This window comes from Dactylosporangium sp. CA-052675, assembly GCF_050947935.1.
Lineage (GTDB): Bacteria > Actinomycetota > Actinomycetes > Mycobacteriales > Micromonosporaceae > Dactylosporangium.
In genome coordinates this window covers 9,720,896-9,743,447 of sequence record NZ_CP192010.1, presented here as the reverse complement: position 1 = coordinate 9,743,447, position 22,552 = coordinate 9,720,896, and the positions used below count along the sequence as shown (strand labels likewise).

At 73.5% G+C, this 22,552-nt stretch carries 16 protein-coding genes and 1 pseudogene; 12 read left to right on the top strand and 5 right to left on the bottom strand.

Going from position 1 to position 22,552, the window contains the following annotated elements; all coding sequences use genetic code 11:
* The first annotated feature begins 28 nt into the window (after positions 1 to 28).
* The 3 genes and pseudogenes from ACQP1P_RS43715 to ACQP1P_RS43705 all read left to right on the top strand — a co-directional run.
* On the top strand, positions 29 to 844 hold the full coding sequence (locus ACQP1P_RS43715) for a WecB/TagA/CpsF family glycosyltransferase (RefSeq protein WP_433080656.1): 816 nt from the start codon (positions 29 to 31) through the stop codon (positions 842 to 844).
* Between the two features lie 208 nt (positions 845 to 1,052).
* Positions 1,053 to 1,514, top strand: a complete 462-nt coding sequence (locus ACQP1P_RS43710) for a hypothetical protein (RefSeq protein ID WP_433080654.1) — start codon at positions 1,053 to 1,055, stop codon at positions 1,512 to 1,514.
* Positions 1,515 to 1,619: 105 nt separating this feature from the next.
* Positions 1,620 to 1,830, top strand: a pseudogene (locus ACQP1P_RS43705) (transposase); the annotation flags it as partial.
* Positions 1,831 to 2,185: 355 nt separating this feature from the next.
* Here ACQP1P_RS43705 and ACQP1P_RS43700 read toward each other — a convergent pair.
* Genes ACQP1P_RS43700 through mfd form a run of 3 tightly spaced genes read right to left on the bottom strand, consistent with a single transcriptional unit; the run spans position 2,186 to position 7,460 of the window.
* Entirely contained in the window at positions 2,186 to 3,130 is a 945-nt protein-coding gene (locus tag ACQP1P_RS43700) for a MazG family protein (protein ID WP_433080652.1), read from the bottom strand.
* Positions 3,131 to 3,135: 5 nt separating this feature from the next.
* Complete coding sequence (locus ACQP1P_RS43695; RefSeq protein ID WP_433080650.1) at positions 3,136 to 3,843, bottom strand: hypothetical protein; 708 nt, start codon at positions 3,841 to 3,843, stop codon at positions 3,136 to 3,138.
* A 14-nt stretch (positions 3,844 to 3,857) separates the two neighbouring features.
* On the bottom strand, positions 3,858 to 7,460 hold the full coding sequence (gene mfd / locus ACQP1P_RS43690) for a transcription-repair coupling factor (RefSeq protein WP_433080648.1): 3,603 nt from the start codon (positions 7,458 to 7,460) through the stop codon (positions 3,858 to 3,860).
* A gap of 222 nt (positions 7,461 to 7,682) precedes the next feature.
* Here mfd and ppc point away from each other — a divergent pair, with 222 nt between their 5' ends.
* From ppc to ACQP1P_RS43645, 9 genes are all read left to right on the top strand, one after another.
* Entirely contained in the window at positions 7,683 to 10,493 is a 2,811-nt protein-coding gene (gene ppc / locus ACQP1P_RS43685) for a phosphoenolpyruvate carboxylase (protein WP_433080646.1), read from the top strand.
* Between the two features lie 69 nt (positions 10,494 to 10,562).
* Positions 10,563 to 12,077 carry an adenylyl-sulfate kinase gene (gene cysC, locus ACQP1P_RS43680; RefSeq protein WP_433080644.1) on the top strand — a complete coding sequence of 505 codons (1,515 nt, stop codon included), beginning with the start codon at positions 10,563 to 10,565 and terminating at the stop codon, positions 12,075 to 12,077.
* 207 nt (positions 12,078 to 12,284) lie between these two features.
* Positions 12,285 to 14,147: a Wzz/FepE/Etk N-terminal domain-containing protein gene (locus ACQP1P_RS43675; RefSeq protein WP_433080642.1), complete on the top strand. Its 1,863-nt coding sequence runs from the start codon at positions 12,285 to 12,287 to the stop codon at positions 14,145 to 14,147.
* Positions 14,144 to 15,538: an O-antigen ligase family protein gene (locus ACQP1P_RS43670; protein WP_433080640.1), complete on the top strand. Its 1,395-nt coding sequence runs from the start codon at positions 14,144 to 14,146 to the stop codon at positions 15,536 to 15,538. Before ACQP1P_RS43675 ends, ACQP1P_RS43670 begins: the two co-directional genes overlap by 4 nt.
* Positions 15,535 to 16,743 (top strand): hypothetical protein, encoded by a 1,209-nt coding sequence (locus tag ACQP1P_RS43665; protein ID WP_433080638.1) that lies wholly within the window; start codon positions 15,535 to 15,537, stop codon positions 16,741 to 16,743. The genes ACQP1P_RS43670 and ACQP1P_RS43665 overlap by 4 nt, the downstream gene beginning before the upstream one ends.
* A 2-nt stretch (positions 16,744 to 16,745) precedes the next feature.
* On the top strand, positions 16,746 to 17,618 hold the full coding sequence (locus ACQP1P_RS43660; protein WP_433080636.1) for a sulfotransferase domain-containing protein: 873 nt from the start codon (positions 16,746 to 16,748) through the stop codon (positions 17,616 to 17,618).
* A complete protein-coding gene (locus ACQP1P_RS43655; RefSeq protein ID WP_433080634.1) occupies positions 17,615 to 19,093 on the top strand; it encodes a lipopolysaccharide biosynthesis protein in 1,479 nt (492 codons plus the stop codon). Before ACQP1P_RS43660 ends, ACQP1P_RS43655 begins: the two co-directional genes overlap by 4 nt.
* Positions 19,090 to 19,836: a methyltransferase domain-containing protein gene (locus ACQP1P_RS43650; protein WP_433080632.1), complete on the top strand. Its 747-nt coding sequence runs from the start codon at positions 19,090 to 19,092 to the stop codon at positions 19,834 to 19,836. Before ACQP1P_RS43655 ends, ACQP1P_RS43650 begins: the two co-directional genes overlap by 4 nt.
* Before the next feature lie 10 nt (positions 19,837 to 19,846).
* Entirely contained in the window at positions 19,847 to 20,896 is a 1,050-nt protein-coding gene (locus tag ACQP1P_RS43645) for a glycoside hydrolase family 26 protein (protein ID WP_433080630.1), read from the top strand.
* Here ACQP1P_RS43645 and ACQP1P_RS43640 read toward each other — a convergent pair.
* Positions 20,866 to 21,654, bottom strand: a complete 789-nt coding sequence (locus ACQP1P_RS43640; protein ID WP_433080628.1) for a patatin-like phospholipase family protein — start codon at positions 21,652 to 21,654, stop codon at positions 20,866 to 20,868. The two genes, ACQP1P_RS43645 and ACQP1P_RS43640, sit on opposite strands and share 31 nt — an antisense overlap.
* On the bottom strand, positions 21,540 to 22,520 hold the full coding sequence (locus ACQP1P_RS43635; protein WP_433080626.1) for a DMT family transporter: 981 nt from the start codon (positions 22,518 to 22,520) through the stop codon (positions 21,540 to 21,542). Before ACQP1P_RS43635 ends, ACQP1P_RS43640 begins: the two co-directional genes overlap by 115 nt.
* Between the last annotated feature and the right edge of the window lie 32 nt (positions 22,521 to 22,552).

Sequence of the window (22,552 nt, the reverse complement as noted above, 5' to 3'; positions counted from 1 at the left end):
AGGTCTAACGAGGAATCGCGGACGAACGATGCTGCGCAGCTACTCCCCCACCCGCCGAGTACCGGTCGGCGGCCTGCCCATCGACCCGGTGACGGAGTCCGAGGTGGTCACCCACGTCCTGAGCGCCCTGAAGCGGGGCCGGGGCGGCTGGATCGTGACCCCGAACGTGGACATCCTGCGCAAGGTCGCCCGGGACGCCGCCCTGCGAGCCCAGCTGAGCGCGGCCGACCTCGTGGTGGCCGACGGCGCCCCCCTGGTCTGGGCGGCGCGGCTGGCGGGCCGGGCGCTCCCCGCTCGGGTGCCCGGCTCGGACCTGATCTGGTCGCTGTCGCGGGGCCTGGCCACCCACGGTGGCAGCGTCTTCGTGCTGGGCGGCACTCCCGCGGATTCGGCCCAGGAGGACGGCGCTCACCGCGCGGCCGCCCGCCTGGCCGAGGCGTGCCCGGGCCTGCGGATCGCCGGCGCCCACTGCCCCCCGTTCGGCTTCGACCGCAACCGAACCCAGCTACGAGCCGTCTGCGCGCGCGTCATCGAGGCGGAGCCCGAGATGGTGTACGTCGGCATCGGCTTCCCGCGCCAGGAGCACCTGATCGCCTCCCTGCGCGAAGCCCTGCCGGCGACGTGGTTCCTGGGCTGCGGCGCGGCGGTGAACTTCGTGGCGGGCGACGTTCAGCGAGCGCGTCCGGCCATGCAGAAGGCCGGGCTGGAGTGGCTGGATCGCCTGGCGCGCGAGCCCCGGCGGCTGGCTCGGCGGTACCTTCGCGAGGACGCCCCCTTCGCCGCCGCGCTGCTGGCTCGTTCGCTGCACTACCGCCTGACCCGCCGCCCGGCCCACCGGGCCTGACCCGTTCGCGCCGGCTGCGGGCGTCGGGTCGGCGGCGGCGTCCCAGCCGCTCTCGAACAGCACCCCGGACCATTGACCACCGCCGGACGTGCCGCGCCCGACGCGGCCGGTGCCACCGACCGGCTGGAGTCGGTGGACTCCACGATCGTGTGGGCGCATCAGCATGAACGGATCGGGCGGCAGTTTCGCCGGTGATCGAGGAGCGGCAGTGGTCAGTGCGGTGGGCGTCGAGGTCTGGAACGAAAGCTGTGACCTCTTCGGGCGGATGTTCCGTGAGGGTGAGGCTGTTGCCGATAGTGAGCCGGTCGGTCTGCGGCACCTGGCGTACCTCAACTGGTTCAACGCACGGTTCATGCAGCAGGGTCTCGGCGAGGCGCTCGAGTGGCATCCGGCCGAGCGGATGGAGAAGGTCGCGGACGCATGTGACTACTTCGGGCTGACGGGCCTGGGTGCGCTGATTCGCGACCTCGCGGCCGATCATGACAACGTCGAGTTGGCGGAGCGCCGCAGCGGCGAGTATTGGGATTTCGTCGGACGGCAGCCCAGGGACGATCGGATCTCCGCTGCGATGGAGGAGCGGTTGCGGATCGCGCCCGAGGACTTCGGGCGCGGCGGCTTCGACACTTCCGTGGGACAGGGGCGGAGCTCGAGGTGTGGTCAGCTGGGCTGAATCGGCTGCATGAACGGATCGGACGGCGGTTTCGCCGGTCCGAGCCGCGGCGGCCAGACTACGTATGCGGACGTTGCGTTGGGCCCTGGGACGTCCACGCGTTCGTCGTGGACCGACGACCGGGACCGGTGCCGCGCCGCCGGTGTCCCGGACGAGATCGGCATCGGCTTCGCGACGAAGCCCGAGCAAGCCAAGGTCACGCTCGCCCGCGCGCTGGACGCCGGGCTGCCGTGCGGGTGGGTGATCGGCGACGAAGCCTATCGGCAGGTGAAGTCGCTGCGGGTATGCCTGGAGGAACGCGACGTCGGCTACGTCATGGCGACGGTCACCACCAGCATGGGCATGGTCCGGGTCGAGGATCTTGTCGCCGCGCTACCGGCCTCGGCGTGGCGGCGGCTGTCGGCCGGTGCCGGCGCGCACGGCCCGCGGATCTACCAGTGGGCACGCGCCCCGATCCGGGCGTCCTGGCAGGCCGGCCGTGGGCACTGAGCCCTGGCCCGCCGCAACATCACCACCGGTGAGCTGGCCTACTACGTCTGCTACGGACCCCCGCCCCTCGACCCTCGGAGACCTGGTCTGGGGCGGTTTGCGTCGGTTATGGCCTGCTACGCCCACATCACCTTGTCCATGGCCGCCCACGCCCGACTCACCGTCGCCATAACAAACGGTAATCAGCCCCGCTCGGCTGCCCGCACGGCCTCCATGTACCGCAAGGCCGCCTCCCGCAGCGCGGCCTCCGCGTCCTCGTCCGACGCCCTGGCCTCCGCCACCGCCGCGAACAGCCGGCCGCCCAAGGTGGACGGAGCCGGCAACGGCACGTCCAGGCCCGCGCGCGACACGCGTTGCAGGAGTTTCGCGGCCAGGGCCAGCGCCGGCTGCGAAAGCGCCACCCCGTCCACCGAGGATCCCCGCGCCTTCTCCGTCTTCTTGATCTGCTCCCAGTTGGCGATGATCTCGTCGATCCCGCCCACCTCCGTGTCCGCGAACACGTGCGGGTTGCGCCGGATCAGCTTCGCCACCAGGTCGCCGGCCACGTCGTCGATCGTGAAGTCCGACGTCTCCTCGGCCAGGCGCGCGTGCAGCACCACCTGCAGGAGCACGTCCCCGAGCTCCTCGCGCACGGCGGGCGGGTCGTCGGAGGAGATCGCGTCGTACAGCTCGTAGGACTCCTCCAGCAGGAACGGCGCCAGGCTCGCGTGCGTCTGGGCGCGCTTCCACGGGTCGCCCTCCGACGGGTGCATGAGGCGATCCATCACCGTCACCACGTCGAGGAGCCGGGCGCCCGGCGGGTCCCAGGAGCCGTGCACCAGCTCCAAGGCGGCCAGGCCGGGCTCGCGGGCCAGCCGCAGTCCCAGCTCCCGGGCCAGGTGCTCGTCGCCGTCCGGCGCGGCCAGCCACACCACGGTGCCGTGCTTCGCCACCGCGGTCAGCAGGGTGTCGACGAAGGCGGAGGTCAGCACGGACACCGAGGCGCCCGCGGCCGTCAGGGCCTCGGACTGCGGGGTCGCGGCGGCGGTGAACACGGGGTGCGCGCGCACCAGGTCCCAGGCCTCGGCCGTCAGGACGCCCGCCGGCAGGCGGGGTGACGTCACCAGCAGGACCACGCTGCCCGACACCGCCGTCAGCCCTCCTCCGAAAGCATGTCCTTCTCGGAGGGGAACCCTACGTCAAGGTGCTTGCCCTCGAAGACCACGGGCATGACCACCGGGCCGTACCGCGGGTTCACCGACACGTCCGACGCGTGCAGGGCCCCGGCCAGCCGCCGCTGGGCCGAGAACAGCGGGCCCAGGCTGATCTGGGTCTTGAAGTGGTGCGTGGCCTCGTCGTAGTCGGCGTCCGCGTCCGCCCCGCCGGCCTCCCAGAGCCGGTCGGCCTCCTCGTCGGTGAGCGGCCGCGCCTGCTCGGCCGCGGCCACGGACTGCAGGCCGCCCAGGTACTCCGTCCAGAGCACCACATACGGGTCCGACGGCGACATCCCGAAGGTCCTCGCGACCGTGTCGACCGGAGCCGTCCGCGAGCTCAGGCCGCGCTCGGCGATGACGCGCCGGCCCAGGTCGGCGAGCACGATCAGGGACACGACCTCGGTGCCGTTGGTGCGCACGAGCGGCGGCGGCAGGGTGCCCGGGTCCTTCGCGCGGGCCGCGGCGAAGGCGGCGACGCGCCGGTCGGCCTCGTCGTTGACGCTCTTGACGATCGCGTCGACGGAGGCCGCGGAGACCTGCCGGTCGCCGACGTAGACGGCGACGTCCGGCTGGGAACGGCAGGCGGCCAGGGCGGAGCCGGCGGCCAGGGCCAGGGCGACCACGCCGGCTAGGCGACGAACACGCATAGTGCAGCAGCTTCTCACGCAGTGTTGGTCGCGGCCCGCAGCGACGCGGGTTCGCCCAGGACGGTTTTGAGCAGCTCGGCCGCCCAGTCCAGCAGCTGCGTGTCGCGCATCGGCTCGCCGCCGACCCGGCGCGTGGACGGCCGGGGCAGCGAGACGGTGTCGGCCGCGGCCTTGTAGACGGCCTCCGGGTAGAGCCGCTTGAGCCGCATCTGCTTGGAGTCCGGCAGCGCCAGCGGCCCGAACCGCACGTGCTTGCCCTGCAGCGACACGTCCGTCAGCCCGTAGGAGCGGGCCAGGAACCGGAAGCGCGCGACGGCCAGGAGGTTCGCGACGGGCAGCGGGGGCTCACCGTAGCGGTCCTTCATCTCCGCCACGATCTCGTCCAGCGCCGCGTCGTCCTTGGCCCCGGCGATCTTGCGGTAGATCTCCAGCCGCAGCCGCTCGGCCGCGATGTATTCCAGCGGCAGGTGCGCGTCGACCGGCAGGTCGATCTTGACGTCCGGCTCCTCCTCCTCGGGCCGCTCGCCCTTGAACTGCTGGACCGCCTCGCCGACCATCCGCACGTACAGGTCGAAGCCCACGCCCTCGATGTGCCCGGACTGCTCGCCGCCCAGCAGGTTGCCCGCGCCGCGGATCTCGAGGTCCTTCATCGCCACGTACATGCCCGCGCCGAGCTCGGTGTGCTGCGCGATGGTCGCCAGCCGCTCGTGGGCGTGCTCGGTCAGCGGCTTGTCCGGCGGGTAGAGGAAGTAGGCGTAGGCCCGCTCGCGCCCACGGCCCACCCGGCCGCGGATCTGGTGCAGCTGGGCGAGGCCGAGCAGGTCGGCGCGCTCGACGATCAGGGTGTTGGCGTTGGGGATGTCGATGCCGCTCTCCACGATCGTGGTGCAGACGAGGACGTCGTACTCCTTCTCCCAGAACCCCACCATGATCTTCTCGAGGGCCTCCTCGGTCATCTGGCCGTGCGCGACCGCGACCCGCGCCTCGGGCACCAGCTCCCGCAGCCGCCGCGCCGCCCGCTCGATCGACTCGACGCGGTTGTGCAGGTAGAAGACCTGCCCGTCGCGCAGCAGCTCGCGGTGGATGGCCGCGGCCACCTGCTTGTCGTCCTGGGCGCCGACGAACGTGAGCACCGGGTGGCGCTCCTCCGGCGGGGTGGCGATCGTGGACATCTCGCGGATGCCGGTGATCGCCATCTCCAGGGTGCGCGGGATCGGGGTCGCCGACATGGTGAGCACGTCGACGGAGGCGCGCAGCTGCTTGAGGAACTCCTTGTGCTCCACGCCGAAGCGCTGCTCCTCGTCGACGATCACGAGGCCGAGCTGCTTGAACCGGGTCGCGGTCTGCAGCAGCCGGTGGGTGCCGATGACGATGTCGACGGTGCCGTCGGTGACCTTCTCCAGCGTCAGCTTGGTCTCCGTCGGCGTCTGGAACCGCGACAGCTGCCGCACCTCGACCGGGAACTGCGCGACCCGCTCGGAGAACGTGTTGAAGTGCTGCTGGGCCAGCAGCGTCGTGGGGACGAGCACGGCGACCTGCTTGCCGTCCTGCACCGCCTTGAACGCCGCCCGCACCGCGATCTCGGTCTTGCCGTAGCCGACGTCGCCGCAGATCAGGCGGTCCATCGGCACCGCCTTCTCCATGTCGCCCTTGACCTCTTCGATCGCGGCGAGCTGGTCGGGGGTCTCGTGGTAGGGGAAGGCGTCCTCCAGCTCGCGCTGCCACGGGGTGTCGGGGCCGAACGCGTGGCCCTGCGAGTTCTGCCGGACCGCGTAGAGCTGGATGAGCTGGGCGGCGATCTCGCGCACCGCCTTGCGCGCCCGCGACTTGGCCTTCTGCCACTCCGAGCCGCCCATCTTGTGCAGCGTGGGGGCCTCGCCGCCGACGTAGCGCGACAGCTGGTCGAGCTGGTCGGTGGGGACGAAGAGCCGGTCGCCGGGCTGGCCGCGCTTGGACGCCGCGTATTCGATGACGAGGTATTCGCGGTCGGCCCCGTTGACCGTGCGCTGGACCATCTCCACGTAGCGGCCGATGCCGTGCTGCTCGTGCACCACGTAGTCCCCGGCGCGCAGCTCCAGCGGGTCGATCTGGTTGCGCCGGCGGCTGGGCATCTTGCGCATGTCCTTGGTGGACGCGCCCCGGCCGCCGGAGATGTCGGTGCCGGTGATGACCGCGAGCTTGGCGCCGTCGTCGAGGAAGCCGAGCTCGAGCGAGCCGGTGGTGACCGTGATGACGCCGGCGGCGGGCGCGGCCGGGATCCCCTCGGCGAAGGAGACGCCGAGGTCGGAGCCGCGCAGCACCTCGGCGGCGCGCTGGGCCGGCCCGGTGCCCTCGAACACGAGCGCGACCCGCCACCCGTCGCCGGTGAGGCGCTTGAGGTCGTCGACGACCCGGGCGGTCTCGCCGTGGTAGAGCGGCACGGCCTGCGCGGGCAGCGTGATCGAGATGGCGTCGTCCGAGACGGCGACCGCCGGGGCCGGGTCTTCCCAGGGCTCGGCGGGCAGCGCCGAGTCGGGCGTCGCGGCGAACGGGCTCAGCGACCACCACGGCTGCCCCAGCGAGGCCGCCGCGGCCCGGACGTCGCCCAGGTGGCGGAAGGCCGCCGCGCCGAGGTCGATCGGCGCCTTGCCGCCCACGGCGGCCGCGGCCCAGCTGGCCTCCAGGAACTCGTCGCTGGTGCGCACGAGGTCGTGGGCCCGGGTGCGGATGCGCTCGGGGTCGCAGAGCAGCACGTGCGTGCCCTCCGGCATGCAGTGCAGCACCAGCTCGAGCGAGTCGGTGCCGCCGAGCAGCGCCGGGGCGAGGGACTCCATGCCCTCGACCGGGATGCCCCCGGCGAGCTTGTCGAGCATCTCGGCGAGCTGCGGGTGGTCGGTGGACAGGGCCCGGGCGCGGTCGCGGACCTCGTCGGTGAGCAGCAGCTCCCGGCAGGGCGGGGCCCACAGCCGCTCGACCTTCTCGATGGTGCGCTGGTCGGCGACGGCGAAGGAGCGGATCTCCTCGACCTCGTCGCCCCAGAACTCCACCCGCAGCGGGTGCTCCTCGGTCGGCGGGAAGACGTCGAGGATGCCGCCGCGCACCGCGAACTCGCCCCGCTTGGTGACGAGGTCGACGCGCGTGTAGGCCAGCTCGGCCAGGCGCACGGTGAGCGCGTCGAGGTCGGCCGAGCCGCCCGGGCGCAGCTCGATCGGCTCCAGGTCGCCCAGGCCCTTGAGCTGCGGCTGGAGCACCGAGCGGACCGGTGCGACGACGACCCGGGGCCGGGGCGCCTCGGCGGTCGGGTGGGCCAGGCGGCGCAGCACCGACAGCCGCCGCCCGACGGTGTCGGAGCGGGGGGAGAGGCGCTCGTGCGGCAGCGTCTCCCACGACGGGTAGACCGCGACCGTGTCCGGCTCCAGCAGGCAGGTCAGCGCCGCGGCCAGGTCCTCGGCCTCGCGGCCGGTGGCCGTGACGGCCAGGACGGGGCGCTCGCCGGCGATGGCGGCCGCGACGAACGCGCGCAGGGCGGGCGGCCCGGTCAGGTCGACCTGGTCGCTGTGCCCGGCCCGGGCGAGGTCACGGGCGCGGGCGAGGGCCGGATCGGCGAGGACGGCGTCGGTGAGACCGGCGAGCTTCATGGCGTTTTGCACCCAATCTGCACGGCAAACAGCCCCGCGCCGAGATTCGGGCGGGGGTGGTCGATGCGGGTTCAACCCTATCCGGAGGGTATGACAGAAACCGAGACATGGCTCACCGGAACGGCACGGGCCGCCGACGGAGCCGATACGATGCCGATGAAATCGGACAGCGCCGTCCCCGCCCCGAGTCGCCTGAAGCCGACCGCAACTTGGAGGGGACACATGTCCGACGACGCCGCTGACGCCGCCCTGCGGGCGGACATCCGCCGGCTCGGCTCGCTGCTCGGCCAGAGCCTGGTCCGCCAGGACGGACAGCAGCTGCTCGACCTCGTCGAGGAGGTGCGCGCGCTGGTGCGCACCGACCCGGAGGCGGCCGCCGAGCGGCTGCACGGGCTCGACGTGGTGACGGGCACGCAGCTGGCGCGGGCCTTCTCGACGTATTTCCACCTCGCCAACATCACCGAGCAGGTCCACCGCGCGCGCGAGCTGCGCCGGATCCGTGTCCGCGAGGGCGGCTGGCTCGAGCGCGCCGCGAAGCTCATCGCGGACCGCGGCGTGGGCGTGCGCGAGATCGGCCAGATCGCCTCGAAGCTGGCCGTGCGGCCGGTCTTCACCGCGCACCCGACCGAGGCCTCCCGCCGCTCGGTCCTGACCAAGCTGCGCGCCGTGGGCGACGAGCTCGACGCCGAGGCCGTGGCGACCGCGCTGGACGGCTCGCTGGAGCCGGACAAGACCCGCACGGCGCGCACCGACCGGCGTCTGGCCGAGGTGCTCGACCTGCTGTGGCAGACCGACGAGCTGCGCCTGGAGCGCCCGGAGCCCAGCGACGAGGCCCGCAACGCGGTCTACTACCTCGCCGACCTGGCCGAGGGCGCGGCCCCGCAGGTGCTCGACGACCTCTACGAGACGCTGCGCGACCTCGGGGTACAGCTGCCGCCGACCGCCCGCCCGCTGAGCTTCGGCTCGTGGATCGGCGGCGACCGGGACGGCAACCCGTTCGTCACCCCGGCGGTCACCCGGGACGTGCTGCTGATCCAGCACGAGTACGGCATCCGCATGGCCGAGGGCGTCATCGACTCGCTCATCGACGAGATCTCGGTCTCCAAGCGCCTGCGCGGGGTCTCGCTGGACCTCTCGGCGAGCCTCGCGGCCGACCTCGACAACCTCCCGGAGCTGCCGGCCCGCTACCGCCGGGTCAACATGGAGGAGTCGTACCGCCTCAAGCTGCGCTGCATCCGCCTGAAGCTCGACCACACCCGCCAGCGCCTGGCCACGGGCACGCCGCACAAGCCCGGCCGCGACTATCTCGGCACCGGCGAGCTCATCGCCGACCTCGAGCTCATGCGCGCGTCCCTGGCCCGCAACGGCGGCCAGCTCGCCGCGACCGGCAAGCTGGCCTCGGCGATCCGCACCCTGTCGGCGTTCGGCCTGCAGCTGGCCACGCTGGACGTGCGCGAGCACGCCGACGCCCACCACGAGGTGCTGGCCCAGCTGTACCGCCGCGTCGGCGAGGTCGACTACGGCGACCTGTCCCGCGACGCCCGCCGTGACCTGCTCATCGACGAGCTCAACGGCCGCCGCCCGCTGGCGACCCGCGACACCGGGCTGTCGGACTCGGCGCGCAAGACGTTCGACGTGTTCGCCGCGATCCGCGAGGTGCAGGAGCGCTTCGGGCCGGAGGTCGTGGAGACGTACATCATCTCGATGACCCAGGGCATCGACGACGTCCTCGCGGCCGTGGTCCTGGCCCGCGAGTGGGGCCTGGTCGAGGTGAGCGCGGGGGCCGGCTTCGGCGGCGCCTCGATCGAGTCGGCCCGGGCCCGGGTGGGCTTCGCCCCGCTGCTGGAGCAGGCCCGCGAGCTCGAGATGGCCGGCGAGCTGCTGGACGAGCTGCTGTCGATCCCGGTGTACCGCGCGATCGTGCGCGCCCGCGGGGACGTGCAGGAGGTCATGCTCGGCTACTCCGACTCGAACAAGGACGCCGGCATCACCACCTCGCAGTGGATGATCCACAAGGCCCAGCGCCAGCTGCGCGACGTCGCGGCCCGCCACGGGGTGCGGCTGCGGCTGTTCCACGGCCGGGGCGGCACCGTCGGGCGCGGCGGCGGCCCGACCCACGAGGCGATCCTGGCCCAGCCGTGGGGCACGCTGGACGGCGCGATCAAGGTCACCGAGCAGGGCGAGGTGATCTCGGACAAGTACACGCTGCCCGCCCTGGCCCGCGAGAACCTCGAGCTGACGCTGGCCGCGGTGCTGCAGAGCGCGCTGCTGCACACCGAGCCCCGCCAGCCCGCCGAGTCGCTGGCCCGCTGGGACTCGGCGATGGAGACCGTGTCCTCCGCGGCGTTCGCCAACTACCGGGCGCTGGTGGAGAACCCGGACCTGCCGGCGTACTTCTGGGCGGCCACCCCGACCGAGCTGCTCGGCGCGCTGAACATCGGCTCGCGGCCGGCCAAGCGCCCCAACGCCGACGCGGGCCTGTCGGGCCTGCGGGCGATCCCGTGGGTGTTCGGCTGGACGCAGTCGCGGCAGATCGTGCCGGGCTGGTTCGGTGTGGGCAGCGGTCTCAAGGCGGCCCGCGAGGCCGGCCTCGGCGACGTGCTGCGCGAGATGCACGAGAAGTGGCACTTCTTCGCGACGTTCCTGTCCAACGTGGAGATGATGCTGGCCAAGACCGACCTGGAGATCGCGTCGCGGTACGTCGAGACGCTCGTGCCGGCCCCGCTGCACCCGATCTTCGAGGTGATCAGCGCGGAGTACGAGCAGACGGTCGCCGAGGTGCTGGCGATCACCGGCGAGGCGGCGCTGCTCGACCGCCAGCCGGTGCTGCAGCGCACGCTCGGGGTCCGCGACAGCTACCTCCAGCCGCTGCACCATCTGCAGGTGACGCTGCTGGGGCAGTACCGCGACAGCAAGTCGGCCGACGCGAGCGCCTGGCCCGGCGGCCGCCGCTCGTCGCCGGACCCGGCCCTGGAGCGCGCGCTGCTGACCACGATCAACGGCATCGCGGCCGGTATGCGCAACACCGGCTGAGCCCCCGGACCGCTCCTGTGGCAGGCTTGCGAGGTGTCTGTGAACGGTTGGGGTGTCGAGGGTTTCACGTTGCCGGATGACGTCCTGCGGGACGCCCCGACCTATACCCCCAAACCGTCCGAACTCGCGGACCTGGAGCTGCTCGTGTCGGGGGCCTACGCGCCCCTGACCGGGTTCCTCGGCTCGGCCGACCTGATCGCGCTGCGCCGCACCGGCCGGCTGGCCGACGGCACCGCCTGGCCGGTGCCGGTCACGCTCGAGCTGCCCCGCGGCCTCGCGGAGCAGTTCGACGTGACCGACCCGGCGCGGCGGGTGCTGATCCTCGCCGATCTGGAGGGCGCGCCGGTCGCGGCCATGGACGTGCAGGAGGTCTACCCGGCCCGCAAGAGCACCGTCGGCGTGGCCGGCCGGGTCCGGCGGCTCGGCGACGGCGGCCACGGGGCGTTCCGGCGGATGCGCCGCACCCCGGCGGAGGTCCGCGGCTCCCTGCCGCCCGGGCGGATCCTCGGCGTCATCGCCGACCGGCCCCTGCACCGCCCGCAGCTGGCCCAGATCGCGCGCGCGGCCCGGACCCTGGCCGCGCACCTGGTGGTTCTCGTCCCGGTCGACGGGCCCGGCCCGGACGGGCTGGCCCCGGAGGCCCTGGTCCGCTGCGTGCTGGCCGCCCGCGACCGCATGCCGGCCTCGACGATCGTGGCCCTGCCGCTGCCCAACCACGACGGCGACGACATCCGCGACGCGATGCTGCGCACGCGGGTCGCCGCCTCCTACGGCGTGACCCACCTGCTGGCCTCGAGCGAGTCGATGCTCTCCGGCGGCGGCCTGCGCGTGCTGGTCCCGCGCGAGCTGGCCTACGACGGCCGCGACGGCCAGTGGCGCTCCCTGGACGACATCCCGCCGCGGCACCGCCGCCTGCCGCTCACCTTCACCGAGATCGACGACTTCCTCGACCGGGGGACGATCCTGCCGGAGTGGCACACCCCGCCGGCCGTCGCCCGCGAGCTGGTCCGGGCCCGCCCGCCCCGCCGCCAGCGCGGCCTGGTCGTCTTCTTCACCGGCCTGTCGGGCAGCGGCAAGTCCACGATGGCGACCGGCCTCGCCGACGTGCTGCTGGAGACCGGGGAGCGCACGATCACCCTGCTCGACGGTGACATCGTGCGCCGGCACCTGTCGGCCGGGCTGGGCTTCTCGGCCGAGGACCGCGACACGAACATCCGCCGCATCGGCTGGGTGGCCGCCGAGACGGCCCGGCACGGGGGCGTGGCCATCTGCTGCCCGATCGCCCCCTACCGCGACGCCCGGGCCGCGGCGCGGCAGTTCGCGCACAACGCGGGCGCCGACTTCGTGCTGGTGCACGTGTCGACGCCGCTGGCCGAGTGCGAGCGGCGGGACCGCAAGGGGCTGTATGCGAAGGCCCGGGCCGGCCTCATCAAGGGCATGACGGGCATCGACGACCCGTACGAGGATCCGCTGGACGCCGAGCTGACGATCGACACGACCGACCTGTCCCAGGGCGAGGCGGTCACGACGGTCCTGCGCTACCTGGGCAGCAACGGCTGGCTGGACCCGAGGCCCATTCCTTAGGACATTCATGGCTCGGGTCCGCGGTGGTGCGGGCCGTCGCTCCCGCCAGGAATCCCGGCCTCCGCGGTGACAAGAGCAGGCTCGACGCGTTGAACCCCGTAGCGAGCACGGGTGAACTCGCGCCGACCCGGACCAATCGGCCATTACGAACATAGCGGTCACGGCGTTAAGGGCTGGAGAACCTGACGCCGAAGGGGCCGCCGCTCAATGGACGCCACACGCCTGCACTCCGCCGATGCCGCAACCGACTCCTCCGGCGTCGATCTGCTCGGCATGGCCCGGCGCCATTGGTGGCTGGTGCTGGTGTTCGTGCTGGTCGGCCTGGCCGGCGCCGTGCAGTTCACCTCGATGCAGACCAAGGTCTACGAGTCCTCGACGTCGGTCCTCGTCTCGCCGATCGGCAACGGGCAGGACGCGAACTCGACCAGCGGCCGCACCAAGGGTGACATCAACCTCGACAACGAGGCCCAGCTCGTCGCCAGCACCACGGTCGCCACCGACGCCGCCGCGCTCATGCGCTCCACCACCCCGCCCGACACGCTCGCGGCGAGCGTGCGCGTCGAGGTCCCGCCGAACACGACCTTCCTGGTGATCACCTTCTCGGCGAGCACCGCCGCGCAGGCCCAGGCCGGCTCGCACGCGTTCGCCGAGGCCTACCTGCGCAACCGCGAGGAGTCCGCCAAGGCCGACGTCGCCGGCCGCATCGCGATCCTCAACGACAAGATCAACCAGCTCAACACCGGGCTGACCCAGATCAACACCAGGCTCGCCACGCTCAAGCCGTCGGACCCGAACCGGCCCAACCTGGAGAGCCAGCGCAGCACCGCCACCGCGCAGATCAACACCCTCGCCGGCCAGCTCAACCAGCTGCTCACCACGACCGTGAGCGCCGGCAAGATCACCCGCGACGCCGACCTGCCCAGCGCCCCGGTCAAGCCCAACCGCCTGCTCAACCTGGCCAGCGGCGCGGCCGCCGGCCTGCTGCTCGGCGTCGGCGCGGCCATGCTGCGCGAGCGGCTCGACCAGCGCGTCCGCCGCGCCTCCGACCTGCCCCGCCGCGTCGACGTCGGCGTGCTCGCGAGCGTCCCGGGCCGGGTCAAGCCGCGCCTCGACGACGTGTTCGCGCCCTTCGGGGCCGGCGGGCGCATCTTCAACCGGCTGCGCAACGAGGTCCTCGCGAGCATCCCGGCCCCGGCCGGCGGCGACGCCCGCGTCGCGCTGGCGGGCCAGGTCGTGGTCGTCGCCGGGGCGAGCCGGGGCGCCGCCTCGACCGTGGTCGCGGCCAACCTCGCGGCCGCGTTCGCCCGCACCGGCGCCGAGACGGTGCTCGTCTGCGCCCACCTCCCCGACAGCATGGTCGACACCGCCTCGGTGAACCGGATGCTCGGCGTGCGCGCGGTGCCCGGCCTCTCCGACGTGCTCGCCGGCCGCTTCTCGCTCAGCAGCGCCACCCAGCGCGCCCCGCGCCACCCGAACCTCAGCGTCGTGACGACCGGCGGCACCGCCAGCGCCGGCGGGCTGCTGCAGTCGCAGGCGCTGCGGGACACCCTGGCCACCCTGCGGGAGCGGGCCGCCTACGTCGTGGTCGAGGCCCCGTCCACCGCCACCAGCGCCGACGCGCAGAGCCTGGCCGCCCTCGCCGACGCCGCCATCGTCGCGGTCGAGGTGCGCCGCACCCGCCACACCGAGGTCGCCGACGCCGCCGACCAGCTGCGCCGGGTCGGCACCCCGCTGCTCGGTGCCGTGGTGCTGCCCAGGCTCGCCGCCCCGCGCGGCGGCGAGGAGCGCGACACCGCCGCGGTCACGCCCACCATGGCCGACGACATGACCACGGTGCTGGAGAAGCTCCCGCCCAAGGAGGAGAAGGAGGAGCCGGTGGTCGCCAAGCGCATCCGCACGGCCCCGGCCGCGGCCCCGTCGTCGCCCGCCCCCGCGGCGCCCCCGGCCCCCGCGCCGCCCACCGTGAACAAGGCCAAGACGGTCCCGCCGACGCGGCAGACCCGCACCATCTCGGTCACCCGCATCCCGGCCGAGGCCCCCAGCGAGAACGGTGCCGACAAGCGCCGATGACGACCCTGACGAGCCACCCCTCCGCCGACGCCGGCCTCGCCGGCCCCGGCGCGCCGTCCCGGCCCCGCAGACCGGTCCACCGGCTCGCCGCCTGGCCCGTGACCGGGCTCCTCCTGCTGTACCCCCTGTGGTGGGCCCTGGGCCTCGGCGTCCTCATCTTCTTCGTCGCCGCGGTGCCCATGGCGTGGTCGCTGATCCGCCATCGCGCGGCCGGCCACGTGGTGAAGCTGCCGCCCGGGTTCCTGCTGTGGCTGCTGTTCCTGGCCACCGTCGGCTTCGGCCTGTTCACCCTCGGCGCCGACCCGGCCGGAACCGTCCCCGGCACCTGGTCGAGCCGCTCGGTGTCCTACGCCTTCCGCCTCGGCGGCTACGGCGCGCTCACCGTGCTGCTGGTCTACGCCGGCAACCTCGAGCGCCGGGTGCTCACACAGGAGCGCTTCGTGCGGCTGCTCGCCTGGCTGTTCGCGGTCACCGTGGCCGGCGGCGTGCTCGGCATGGCCGCGCCCCGCTTCGAGTTCACCGCGCCGGTCGAGCTGCTGCTGCCCGCGCACGTGCGCCACGACGGGTTCGTGCAGTCGCTGGTGCACCCGACCGCGGCGCAAGTCATGAACCTGCTCGGCGGGGAGACGCCGCGGCCGGGGGCGCCGTGGGGGTACACGAACACCTGGGGCAACAACGTGTGCCTCCTGGTGGGCTGGCTCGCGGTGGCCGGCTTCTGGCTGGCCCGGCGCCGGCGCACCAGGATCGCCGCGGCCGCGACGCTGCTCGTCGCCGTCGTGCCGATCGTGTACTCGCTCAACCGCGGCCTGTGGATCGGCCTCGGCGTGATGGCCGTCTACGTGGCCGTGCGGCTCGCGCTGCGGGGCCGTCTGGCCGCGCTCGGCCTCGTCGCGGTCGTCACCGTCGGCCTGGCCGTGGCGCTCGCGGTCACCCCGCTCGGCGACGTGGTCAACGCGCGCGTCGACGACGGCAAGTCCAACGGCGTGCGGATGTACACCACCCAGAAGGCCCTCACCGGCATGTGGGAGTCGCCGTTGATCGGCTTCGGCTCGACCCGCAGCACCATCGGCGGGCGCAACTCGATCGCGGTCGGCGAGAGCAGCAGCTGCGCGCGCTGCGGCAACTTCACCATCGGCGGCAACGGCCAGCTGTGGCAGCTGCTCTACGCGCACGGGCTGCTCGGCACGTTGTCGTACATCGGCTTCTTCCTGGCCGGCCTGTGGCGGTTCCGGCGCGACGCGAGCCCGATCGGCCTCGCCGGCGGCGCCGCGCTCGTGTCCGGCTTCGCGGCGATGCTCTGGTACAACGCCCTGGTCACCCCGCTGGCCCTGACGTTCCTGGCGTACGCCGTCCTGTGGCGCAACCAGCAGAAGGGTTTCAGCGAGCGATGAGTCCGATGAAGACCGTGCCGGCCGCACTGCGGGCCGACGACGAACAGCTGCGCGCCCAGTACATCGAGGAGGTCCTGGGCCTGCTGTACCCCGGCGACGGGGAGCGGCCGGTCGAGTACCTCGTGATCCCCAACGCGCGCAAGCCGCGCCTGCTGGTGCCGGCCGACGACCGGCGGGTGGCCGCCGCGGCCGTGCGCCGCTACGCGGAGCCGCAGTCGCGGCTGGCCCGGCTCAAGCGCGACGCCGTCGTGGCCGCCCTGCGCACCGGCCTGTCCGGGCTGCTGCTGCGCGACCGGCTGACGCTGAGCCCGGCCGAGGACACCATCGACACCTACCTCGGCCGCCACCTCGGCGCCGGCCTGCGCCTGAGCGTCCACATCGGACCCGCGCGGGCCAACCGCAAGCCGGTGCTGCAGCTGCTCGACGGCGACGGGCGCACCCTCGCCTTCGCCAAGCTCGGCACCTCGGCGCTGACCCGGGAGCTGGTGCGGGCCGAGGCGGCCGCGCTGAGCACCGTCGGCGCGGCCGGCCTGACCCGGACCCGGGTGCCGGACGTGCTGCACGCCGGGCAGTGGGGCGAGCACGAGGTGCTGGTGCAGTCCGCGCTGCCGGTGTGGCAGCCGCGGGCGCCGCTGACCGCGCCGCGGCTCGCGGGCGCCATGCTCGAGGTGGCGCGCTGCTGCGGCACGAGCCACGGCCGCCTCGACGGCAGTGGCTACTGGAACCGGCTGCGCGCGCGCCTCGACGCCGTCGCCGACCACGCCGAGGGCGCCGCCCTGCGCACGGCCGCGGAGCGCATCGCGCGCGCCGCCGGCGACGTGGAGCTGCACTTCGGCTCGTGGCACGGGGACTGGTCGCCGTGGAACATGGCCGCCGTCGCCGACGCGGTGCTGGTCTGGGACTGGGAGCGGTTCACCCCGGGCGTGCCGATCGGCTACGACGGGCTGCACCACGCCCTGCAGCTCGGCATCGGCCGCTCGCCCTCGGCGGGCCAGGCCGTCAACGAGCTCGTCGCGGCCGCGCCCGACCTGCTGCTGCCCTTCGGCGTGGTGCACCGCCAGGCGGTCGAGGTGACCGCGCTGCTGTACCTCATCGACCTGGCCACCCGGTACGTCACCGACCGGCAGGCGGAGGCCGGCGCCCGGCTGGGCGTGCTCGGCAGCTGGCTGCTGCCCGTCCTCGTCGCGCGAGTGGAGGCGCTGTAACCATGCCCGTGCAGGTCCCCGAGACGATGAAGCGCATCGTCCACTTCGGATCCCGCAACTACGGTCACCTCACCGCCGGGCGGCGGATGCTGCCGCAGTTCCTCATCTGCGGCGGGCAGCGCTGCGGCACCACCTCGCTCTACCGGGCCCTGGCCGCCCACCCCGCGGTCATCAAGGCGGTGCTGCACAAGGGCGTGCACTACTTCGACGTCGGCTACCACCACGGCCTGCGCTGGTACCGCGGCCACTTCCCGCTGCAGCGGCGGGCCGAGCGGGTGCGGGCCGAGTTCGGCGTGCCCGCGCAGACCTTCGAGTCCAGCCCGTACTACATGTACCACCCGCACGCGCTCACCCGGATCGCCGCCGATCTGCCCGGCGTCCGTCTCGTCGTGCTCGTGCGCGACCCGGTCGAGCGCGCCTACTCGCAGCACGCCCACGAGGTCGCCCGCGGCTTCGAGCCCGAGGTCGAGTTCGGCCGCGCGCTCGAGCTGGAACAGGAGCGGCTGGCCGGCGAGCGGGAGAAGCTGCTGCGGGACCCGTTCGCCTACAGCTTCGCCCACCAGCACCACGCCTACCGGGCCCGCGGCGAGTACATCGAGTACCTCGAGCCGATGGCCCGCCTGCTCGGCCGCGACCGCATCCACGTGGTGGACAGCGGCGAGTTCTTCACCCGGCCCGAGGCCGTCTACGACGCCGTCGTGGACTTCCTCGGCCTGCCGCACGTGAACTCCTACCCGAAGTTCGAGCGGCACAACGCCCGCCCGCGCAACCGCCTCGACGACTCGATCGCCCAGCGGCTGGCCGAGCACTACGCCCCCTACGACGAGCGCCTCGCGAACTTCCTCGGATACGAACCGTCCTGGATGCCATCGTGACGGCAACGCTGGAGCGGCCCGCACTGGAGTCGCCCGGCGGGATGCTGCGCGGTGCGGCCCGCGGCGGGATCGCCAACCTGGCCGGCACCGTCTGCACCGGGCTGGCCGGCGTCGGGGTCACCTGGCTGGCCGCCCGGGCCCTCGACCCGCACGCGGCGGGCGCGTTCTTCGCCGCCACGGCCACCTTCGGCCTCGGCGTGACCTTCGCCAAGCTCGGCGTGCAGACGTCGCTGGTCTACTGGCCGGCCCGGATGCGCGCGGTCGGCGACCTGTCCCGCTTCGGCGAGTGCCTGCGCATCGCGCTGCTGCCGGTGGCGGTCGCCGCCGCGTGCATCGCGGGCGGGCTGTGGTTCGCGGCGGACCTGCTGCCCGGCCGGCCCGACCTGGTGCGGGCGCTGGCGCTGTTCCTGCCCGCGGCCGCGTTCACCGATGCGCTGCTGTCCACCACCCGCGGGCTGCGGGCCATGCGCCCCACGGTGCTGCTGGACCGGGTCATGCGCCCGGCCGCGCAGCTCGCGCTGCTGGTGCTGGTCTGGGCCGCGGGCTGGGGCGAGCAGCTGTTCGCCGCGGTGTGGGCGCTGCCGTACGTCCCGACCGCGCTGCTGGCCGGGTACGCGCTCAAGCGCCTCCGGATGCGCCTCGACCTGAACCGTACGGAGACCTCGGACTTCACCCCGAAGCGGTTCTGGTCCTTCACCGCCCCCCGCGCGGTGGCGAGCTTCGCCCAGATGGCCCTGCAGCGCGTCGACGTGCTCATGGTCGCGGCGCTGGCCGGGCTCGCCCCGGCCGCCATGTACGCCGTCGCCGGCCGGTTCGTCATCCTCGGCCAGTTCGTGAACCAGGGCGTGTCCCAGTCCGTGCAGCCGCGGCTCGCCGAGCGCCTGGCCGTGCGGGACACCGCGGGCGCGAACCTGCTCTACCAGCAGGCCACCGCGTGGGTCGTGCTGTGCTGCTGGCCCCTGTACCTGCTGGTGTTCACCTACGCCCCGCTGTACCTGGGCCTCTTCGGCGACCACTACGAGGACGGCGGCGTCGGGGTCGTGCGCGTGCTCGCCTCCGCGATGCTGGTCGCCACCGCCTGCGGCATGGTCGACGTGGTGCTGGCGATGGCCGGGCGCACCTGGTGGAACCTGGCCAACGTCGGGCTCGCCCTCGTCGTGATGCTCGCCGCCGACGCGCTGCTCATCCCCCGCAGCGGTGCGCTCGGCGCCTCCGTGGGGCTCGCGGCCGCGGTGCTCGTGAACAACCTGGTCCCGCTCGTGCAGGTGGTGCGCGGGCTCGGACTGCACCCCTTCGGCCGGGCCACGCTGCTCGCCGCCGCCATGGCGACCGCGTGCTTCGCGCTGCCGCAGCTCGCGCTGTGGCCGCTGCACCCCGGATTGATCGTGAAATTCACCGCCACGGGGGCGGGTGCCGTCGCGTATTGCTGCGCGGCGGTGCGCATGAAACGAGTTCTGATGCAGGGGGAGCGATGAGAACGGACTACGCGGAGGTCTTCCAGTCGGAGGCGGCGGTCGACAAGTACGAGCGGGTGGTGTACGCGCCGGAGACCTACGCCACGGCGGTGAGCGGGCGCCAGCGGGCCTTCCTGCGCCGGCTGGTGCGGCGGGAGTTCACGGCGCGGCGACCCGTCCAGCACGACTTCGCCTGCGGCACCGGCCGGGCCATCAAGCTGCTGCACGGGGTGGTGCGGGCCGCGCACGGCTACGACACCTCGGAGCAGATGCTCGCCAAGGCCCGGGAGGCGGGCGTCTACGCGAAGCTGCACCAGGTGAGCGAGGAGGGGCCGCTGCCGGAGCCGGCGACGGTCGACGGGCCGGCCCTGGTGACCGTCTTCCGGCTGCTGCTCAACGCCCCGAAGGACGTGCGCGACCGGGCGATCGCGTTCGCCGCCCGGATCCTGCCCGAGGCCGACTCGGGGCTGCTGGTGGTGGAGAACCACGGCAACCGCTCGTCGCTGCGCCACCTGCGCCACCGGCGCCACCGCGGCAACGCCTGGTTCGCCGAGCTGCAGCACGGGGAGGTCGAGCAGCTGCTGGCCCGCCACGGCTTCGAGGTCATCGACCGGCGCGGCTTCGCGGTGTTCCCGGCCGGCGCGTACCGCCGCGAGTGGCTGCGCCCGATGGCCCGCAGGGCCGACGACCTCGCCACCCGCTCGCGCAGTCTCTCGGGGGTGGCCACGGACGTTCTCTATGTAGCCAGGCGCATTCCGAAGTAGGAGAGCCCCTTTGAAGCGGATCGTCGTTACCGTCGCCGTGGTGGCCGTGACCGTCGCGGTCGCCGCGGGGATCACCCTGACGGTGCTCAACCACGGGAGCCGGACGCATCCGCCGTCGGCGGCCCCCTCGTCCACCGTGGACACGGGGCCGCCGGCCATCGCGACGTCGGAGGGGCCGTTCCAGGCCGGGCCCGTCGGGCCGCCGAAGCAGGGCTCCTACCTCGGCGCCTGGGTGCGGCCCGGCAGCCTGACCGAGTCCGGCCGGGTGACCGCGATGACGGCCTGGGAGAAGTCGCTCGGGCGCAAGATGGCGATCGTCAACACCTACCGCCGCTTCGACGAGGACTTCGACACCGTCTCCGACCGGCAGTTCGCGGCCCGCGGCAGCACGCTGATGCTGTCGTGGGCCGGCGGCGACACCCGGCTCATCACCATGGGCCGCTACGACGACCTGATCCGCCAGCGGGCCCGGGAGCTCAAGGCGTTCGGCCACCCGGTGCTGCTGCGCTACCGCTGGGAGATGGACCGCCCGAACCTGCGCGCGCAGATGTGGTCGGGCGCGGACTACGTCGCGGCGTGGAAGTACGTGCGCGGCATCTTCACCCAGGAGGGCGCGACGAACGCCTCGTGGGTGTGGTGCCCGACGGCCGAGGGCTTCCAGGGCGGCTACGCGGCGGACTTCTACCCCGGCGACGACCAGGTCGACTGGACCTGTGTGGACGTGTACGCCGGCACGAAGTACGGCACCATCGGCCAGCTCATGCGCCCGTTCCTCGAGTTCTGCGCGAAGCACCCGAGCAAGCCGGTGATGGTCGGCGAGTTCGGCATCGCCCGCAGCTGGGGCACCGAGCAGCGGGCGTCGTGGCTGCGCGACGCCTCGGCCACGTTCAAGGCCAACCCGCAGATCCGCGCGGTGCTGTACTTCGAGTCCGACCCCACCGACAACAAGGGGCCGACGAACCAGTTCATGGTCTCGGACGACCCCGGCGTGCTCGACGCGTTCCGCTCCTCGCTCGCGCAGGACACGTACTACAGGCCGATGACGAGCTCGCGGCCCTGACGCTCGGCCGCGGCCAGCACCGCAACCCAGCGCCCGGCGTCGAAGACGTTGCCGCCGATCGCCTCCGTCGCCGGGCCGTCGGGCTCGATGAGGGTGAACGCCGGGTCGAGCGCCTCGCGCTGCAGCAGCGGCATGCGGGGCGCGAGCACGTAGACCCTGTCGTAGTCCGCGGCCAGGTCGGCGTTGGTCCGCGACCGTACCCCGCCGTCCATGTAGCGCGAGCCGTTGACGGGGATCGGCGGGAAGATGCACGGCACCGCGCAGCTGGCGGTCACGGCCGGCACCAGCGGTACACCCGAATCGGCATCCCAGGCGACGGGCTCTCCGGTGGCGGCGTCCACCGCGGTCACCGTCAGCCGGTCGGGCCAGCCCTCGATCGGCAGCCGGCGCCCGAACGCGGCCAGCCACGGGTCCGGCGCGCCGACCTCGGCCTCGAGCGCGATCGCGCCGATCCGGCGGCGCATCTCGGCCGGCTCCAGCGAGTCGTCCTGCAGCAGCTGGAAGGCGAGCGCGCCGCGGTTCCAGTCGGCGCGGATCGGCGGGTCGCCGGGGCCGAGCGGGGCCTCGATCGCGGCGGCGGTGCGCGGGTCGCCGAACGCGGCGATCAGCGCGCCGGTCATCGCGCCGGCGGAGGTGCCCAGGATCAGATCGGCGCGGCCGAGGTCGATGCCCCGGTCGTGCAGGCCGACGAGGATGCCGAGTTGCCAGGCGACGCCGGTGATGCCGCCGGCGCCGAGGACGAGCGCGGTGCGTTCCATCCATCCTGCTTAACACGCGCTGCTGAACGCCTGGCGGTCAGCAGGAGTCCGGCACCCACCAGCAACACGCCGAAGACCTTGGCCGGGCCCGGAACCTCGTGGTCGACCACGGCCGCGGTGCCCAGGGCGAACACCGGCACCAGGGCCAGGAAGACGCCCGCGCGGTCGACGCCGAGGCCGGCCACGCCCGTGTACCAGCACACGAACGCCACCACGGTCAGCACGAGCCCGAGGAACGCCAGGGCGGCCGCCTCGGACGGGTGCGGAAGGCGCGGCCGCTCGCCGGTCAGGGGCAGGAGCAGGAGCAGCAGCGGTACGGCCAGAGCCGTGCTCCAGGCCGAGACGCGCACGGGTCCGAGCCGGGGCAGCAGCGGCGCGGCGAGCAGCGAGAAGGCCGCCTCGCAGGCCAGCACGCCACCGGCCGCGACGAGCCCCGCGGTGTCGTGCGCGCCGAAGCCGGAGACCAGCGCCGCCCCGGCGACGACCACCGCGGCCGCGCCGAGCAGCCGCGGGGCCGGGCGGCGGCCCTCCGACAGCGGTCCGAGCAGGGCCAGCAGCAGCGGGCTCACGCCGACGATGGTGGCGATGACGGCCGGGTCCGCGTGCTTGAGGGCGTACAGGAGCAGGATGTTGAACGCGACCAGCCCGGTCGCGGCCACGAGCCCGAGGCGCACCAGCTCTCGCCCGGTCGGGTGAATCCGGGCGGGTTCGCGCCGGAGGAGCGCGAAGAGCGTGACGGCGGCCAGCGCGTAGCGAAGGGCCTGGCCGGACAGGATCGGATAGGCGACGATCGAACGGCTCACGACGAACGAGCCGCCGAGAATCGCGCAGGTCAGCATGCAGTAAGCGGAGTGACGCCGGGTCATGCGCACGAACTTACGAGCGCCAGTGGTACCCG

What these genes read in the sequence shown, in the direction of transcription:
- ACQP1P_RS43640 (WP_433080628.1), bottom strand. Translation starts at nt 21,654, where the DNA reads ATGGAACGCACCGCGCTCGTCCTCGGCGCCGGCGGCATCACCGGCGTC.
- ACQP1P_RS43675 (WP_433080642.1), top strand. Translation starts at nt 12,285, where the DNA reads ATGGACGCCACACGCCTGCACTCCGCCGATGCCGCAACCGACTCCTCC.
- mfd (WP_433080648.1), bottom strand. Translation starts at nt 7,460, where the DNA reads ATGAAGCTCGCCGGTCTCACCGACGCCGTCCTCGCCGATCCGGCCCTC.
- ACQP1P_RS43650 (WP_433080632.1), top strand. Translation starts at nt 19,090, where the DNA reads ATGAGAACGGACTACGCGGAGGTCTTCCAGTCGGAGGCGGCGGTCGAC.
- ppc (WP_433080646.1), top strand. Translation starts at nt 7,683, where the DNA reads ATGTCCGACGACGCCGCTGACGCCGCCCTGCGGGCGGACATCCGCCGG.
- ACQP1P_RS43665 (WP_433080638.1), top strand. Translation starts at nt 15,535, where the DNA reads ATGAGTCCGATGAAGACCGTGCCGGCCGCACTGCGGGCCGACGACGAA.
- ACQP1P_RS43695 (WP_433080650.1), bottom strand. Translation starts at nt 3,843, where the DNA reads ATGCGTGTTCGTCGCCTAGCCGGCGTGGTCGCCCTGGCCCTGGCCGCC.
- ACQP1P_RS43670 (WP_433080640.1), top strand. Translation starts at nt 14,144, where the DNA reads ATGACGACCCTGACGAGCCACCCCTCCGCCGACGCCGGCCTCGCCGGC.
- ACQP1P_RS43635 (WP_433080626.1), bottom strand. Translation starts at nt 22,520, where the DNA reads ATGACCCGGCGTCACTCCGCTTACTGCATGCTGACCTGCGCGATTCTC.
- ACQP1P_RS43660 (WP_433080636.1), top strand. Translation starts at nt 16,746, where the DNA reads ATGCCCGTGCAGGTCCCCGAGACGATGAAGCGCATCGTCCACTTCGGA.
- ACQP1P_RS43715 (WP_433080656.1), top strand. Translation starts at nt 29, where the DNA reads ATGCTGCGCAGCTACTCCCCCACCCGCCGAGTACCGGTCGGCGGCCTG.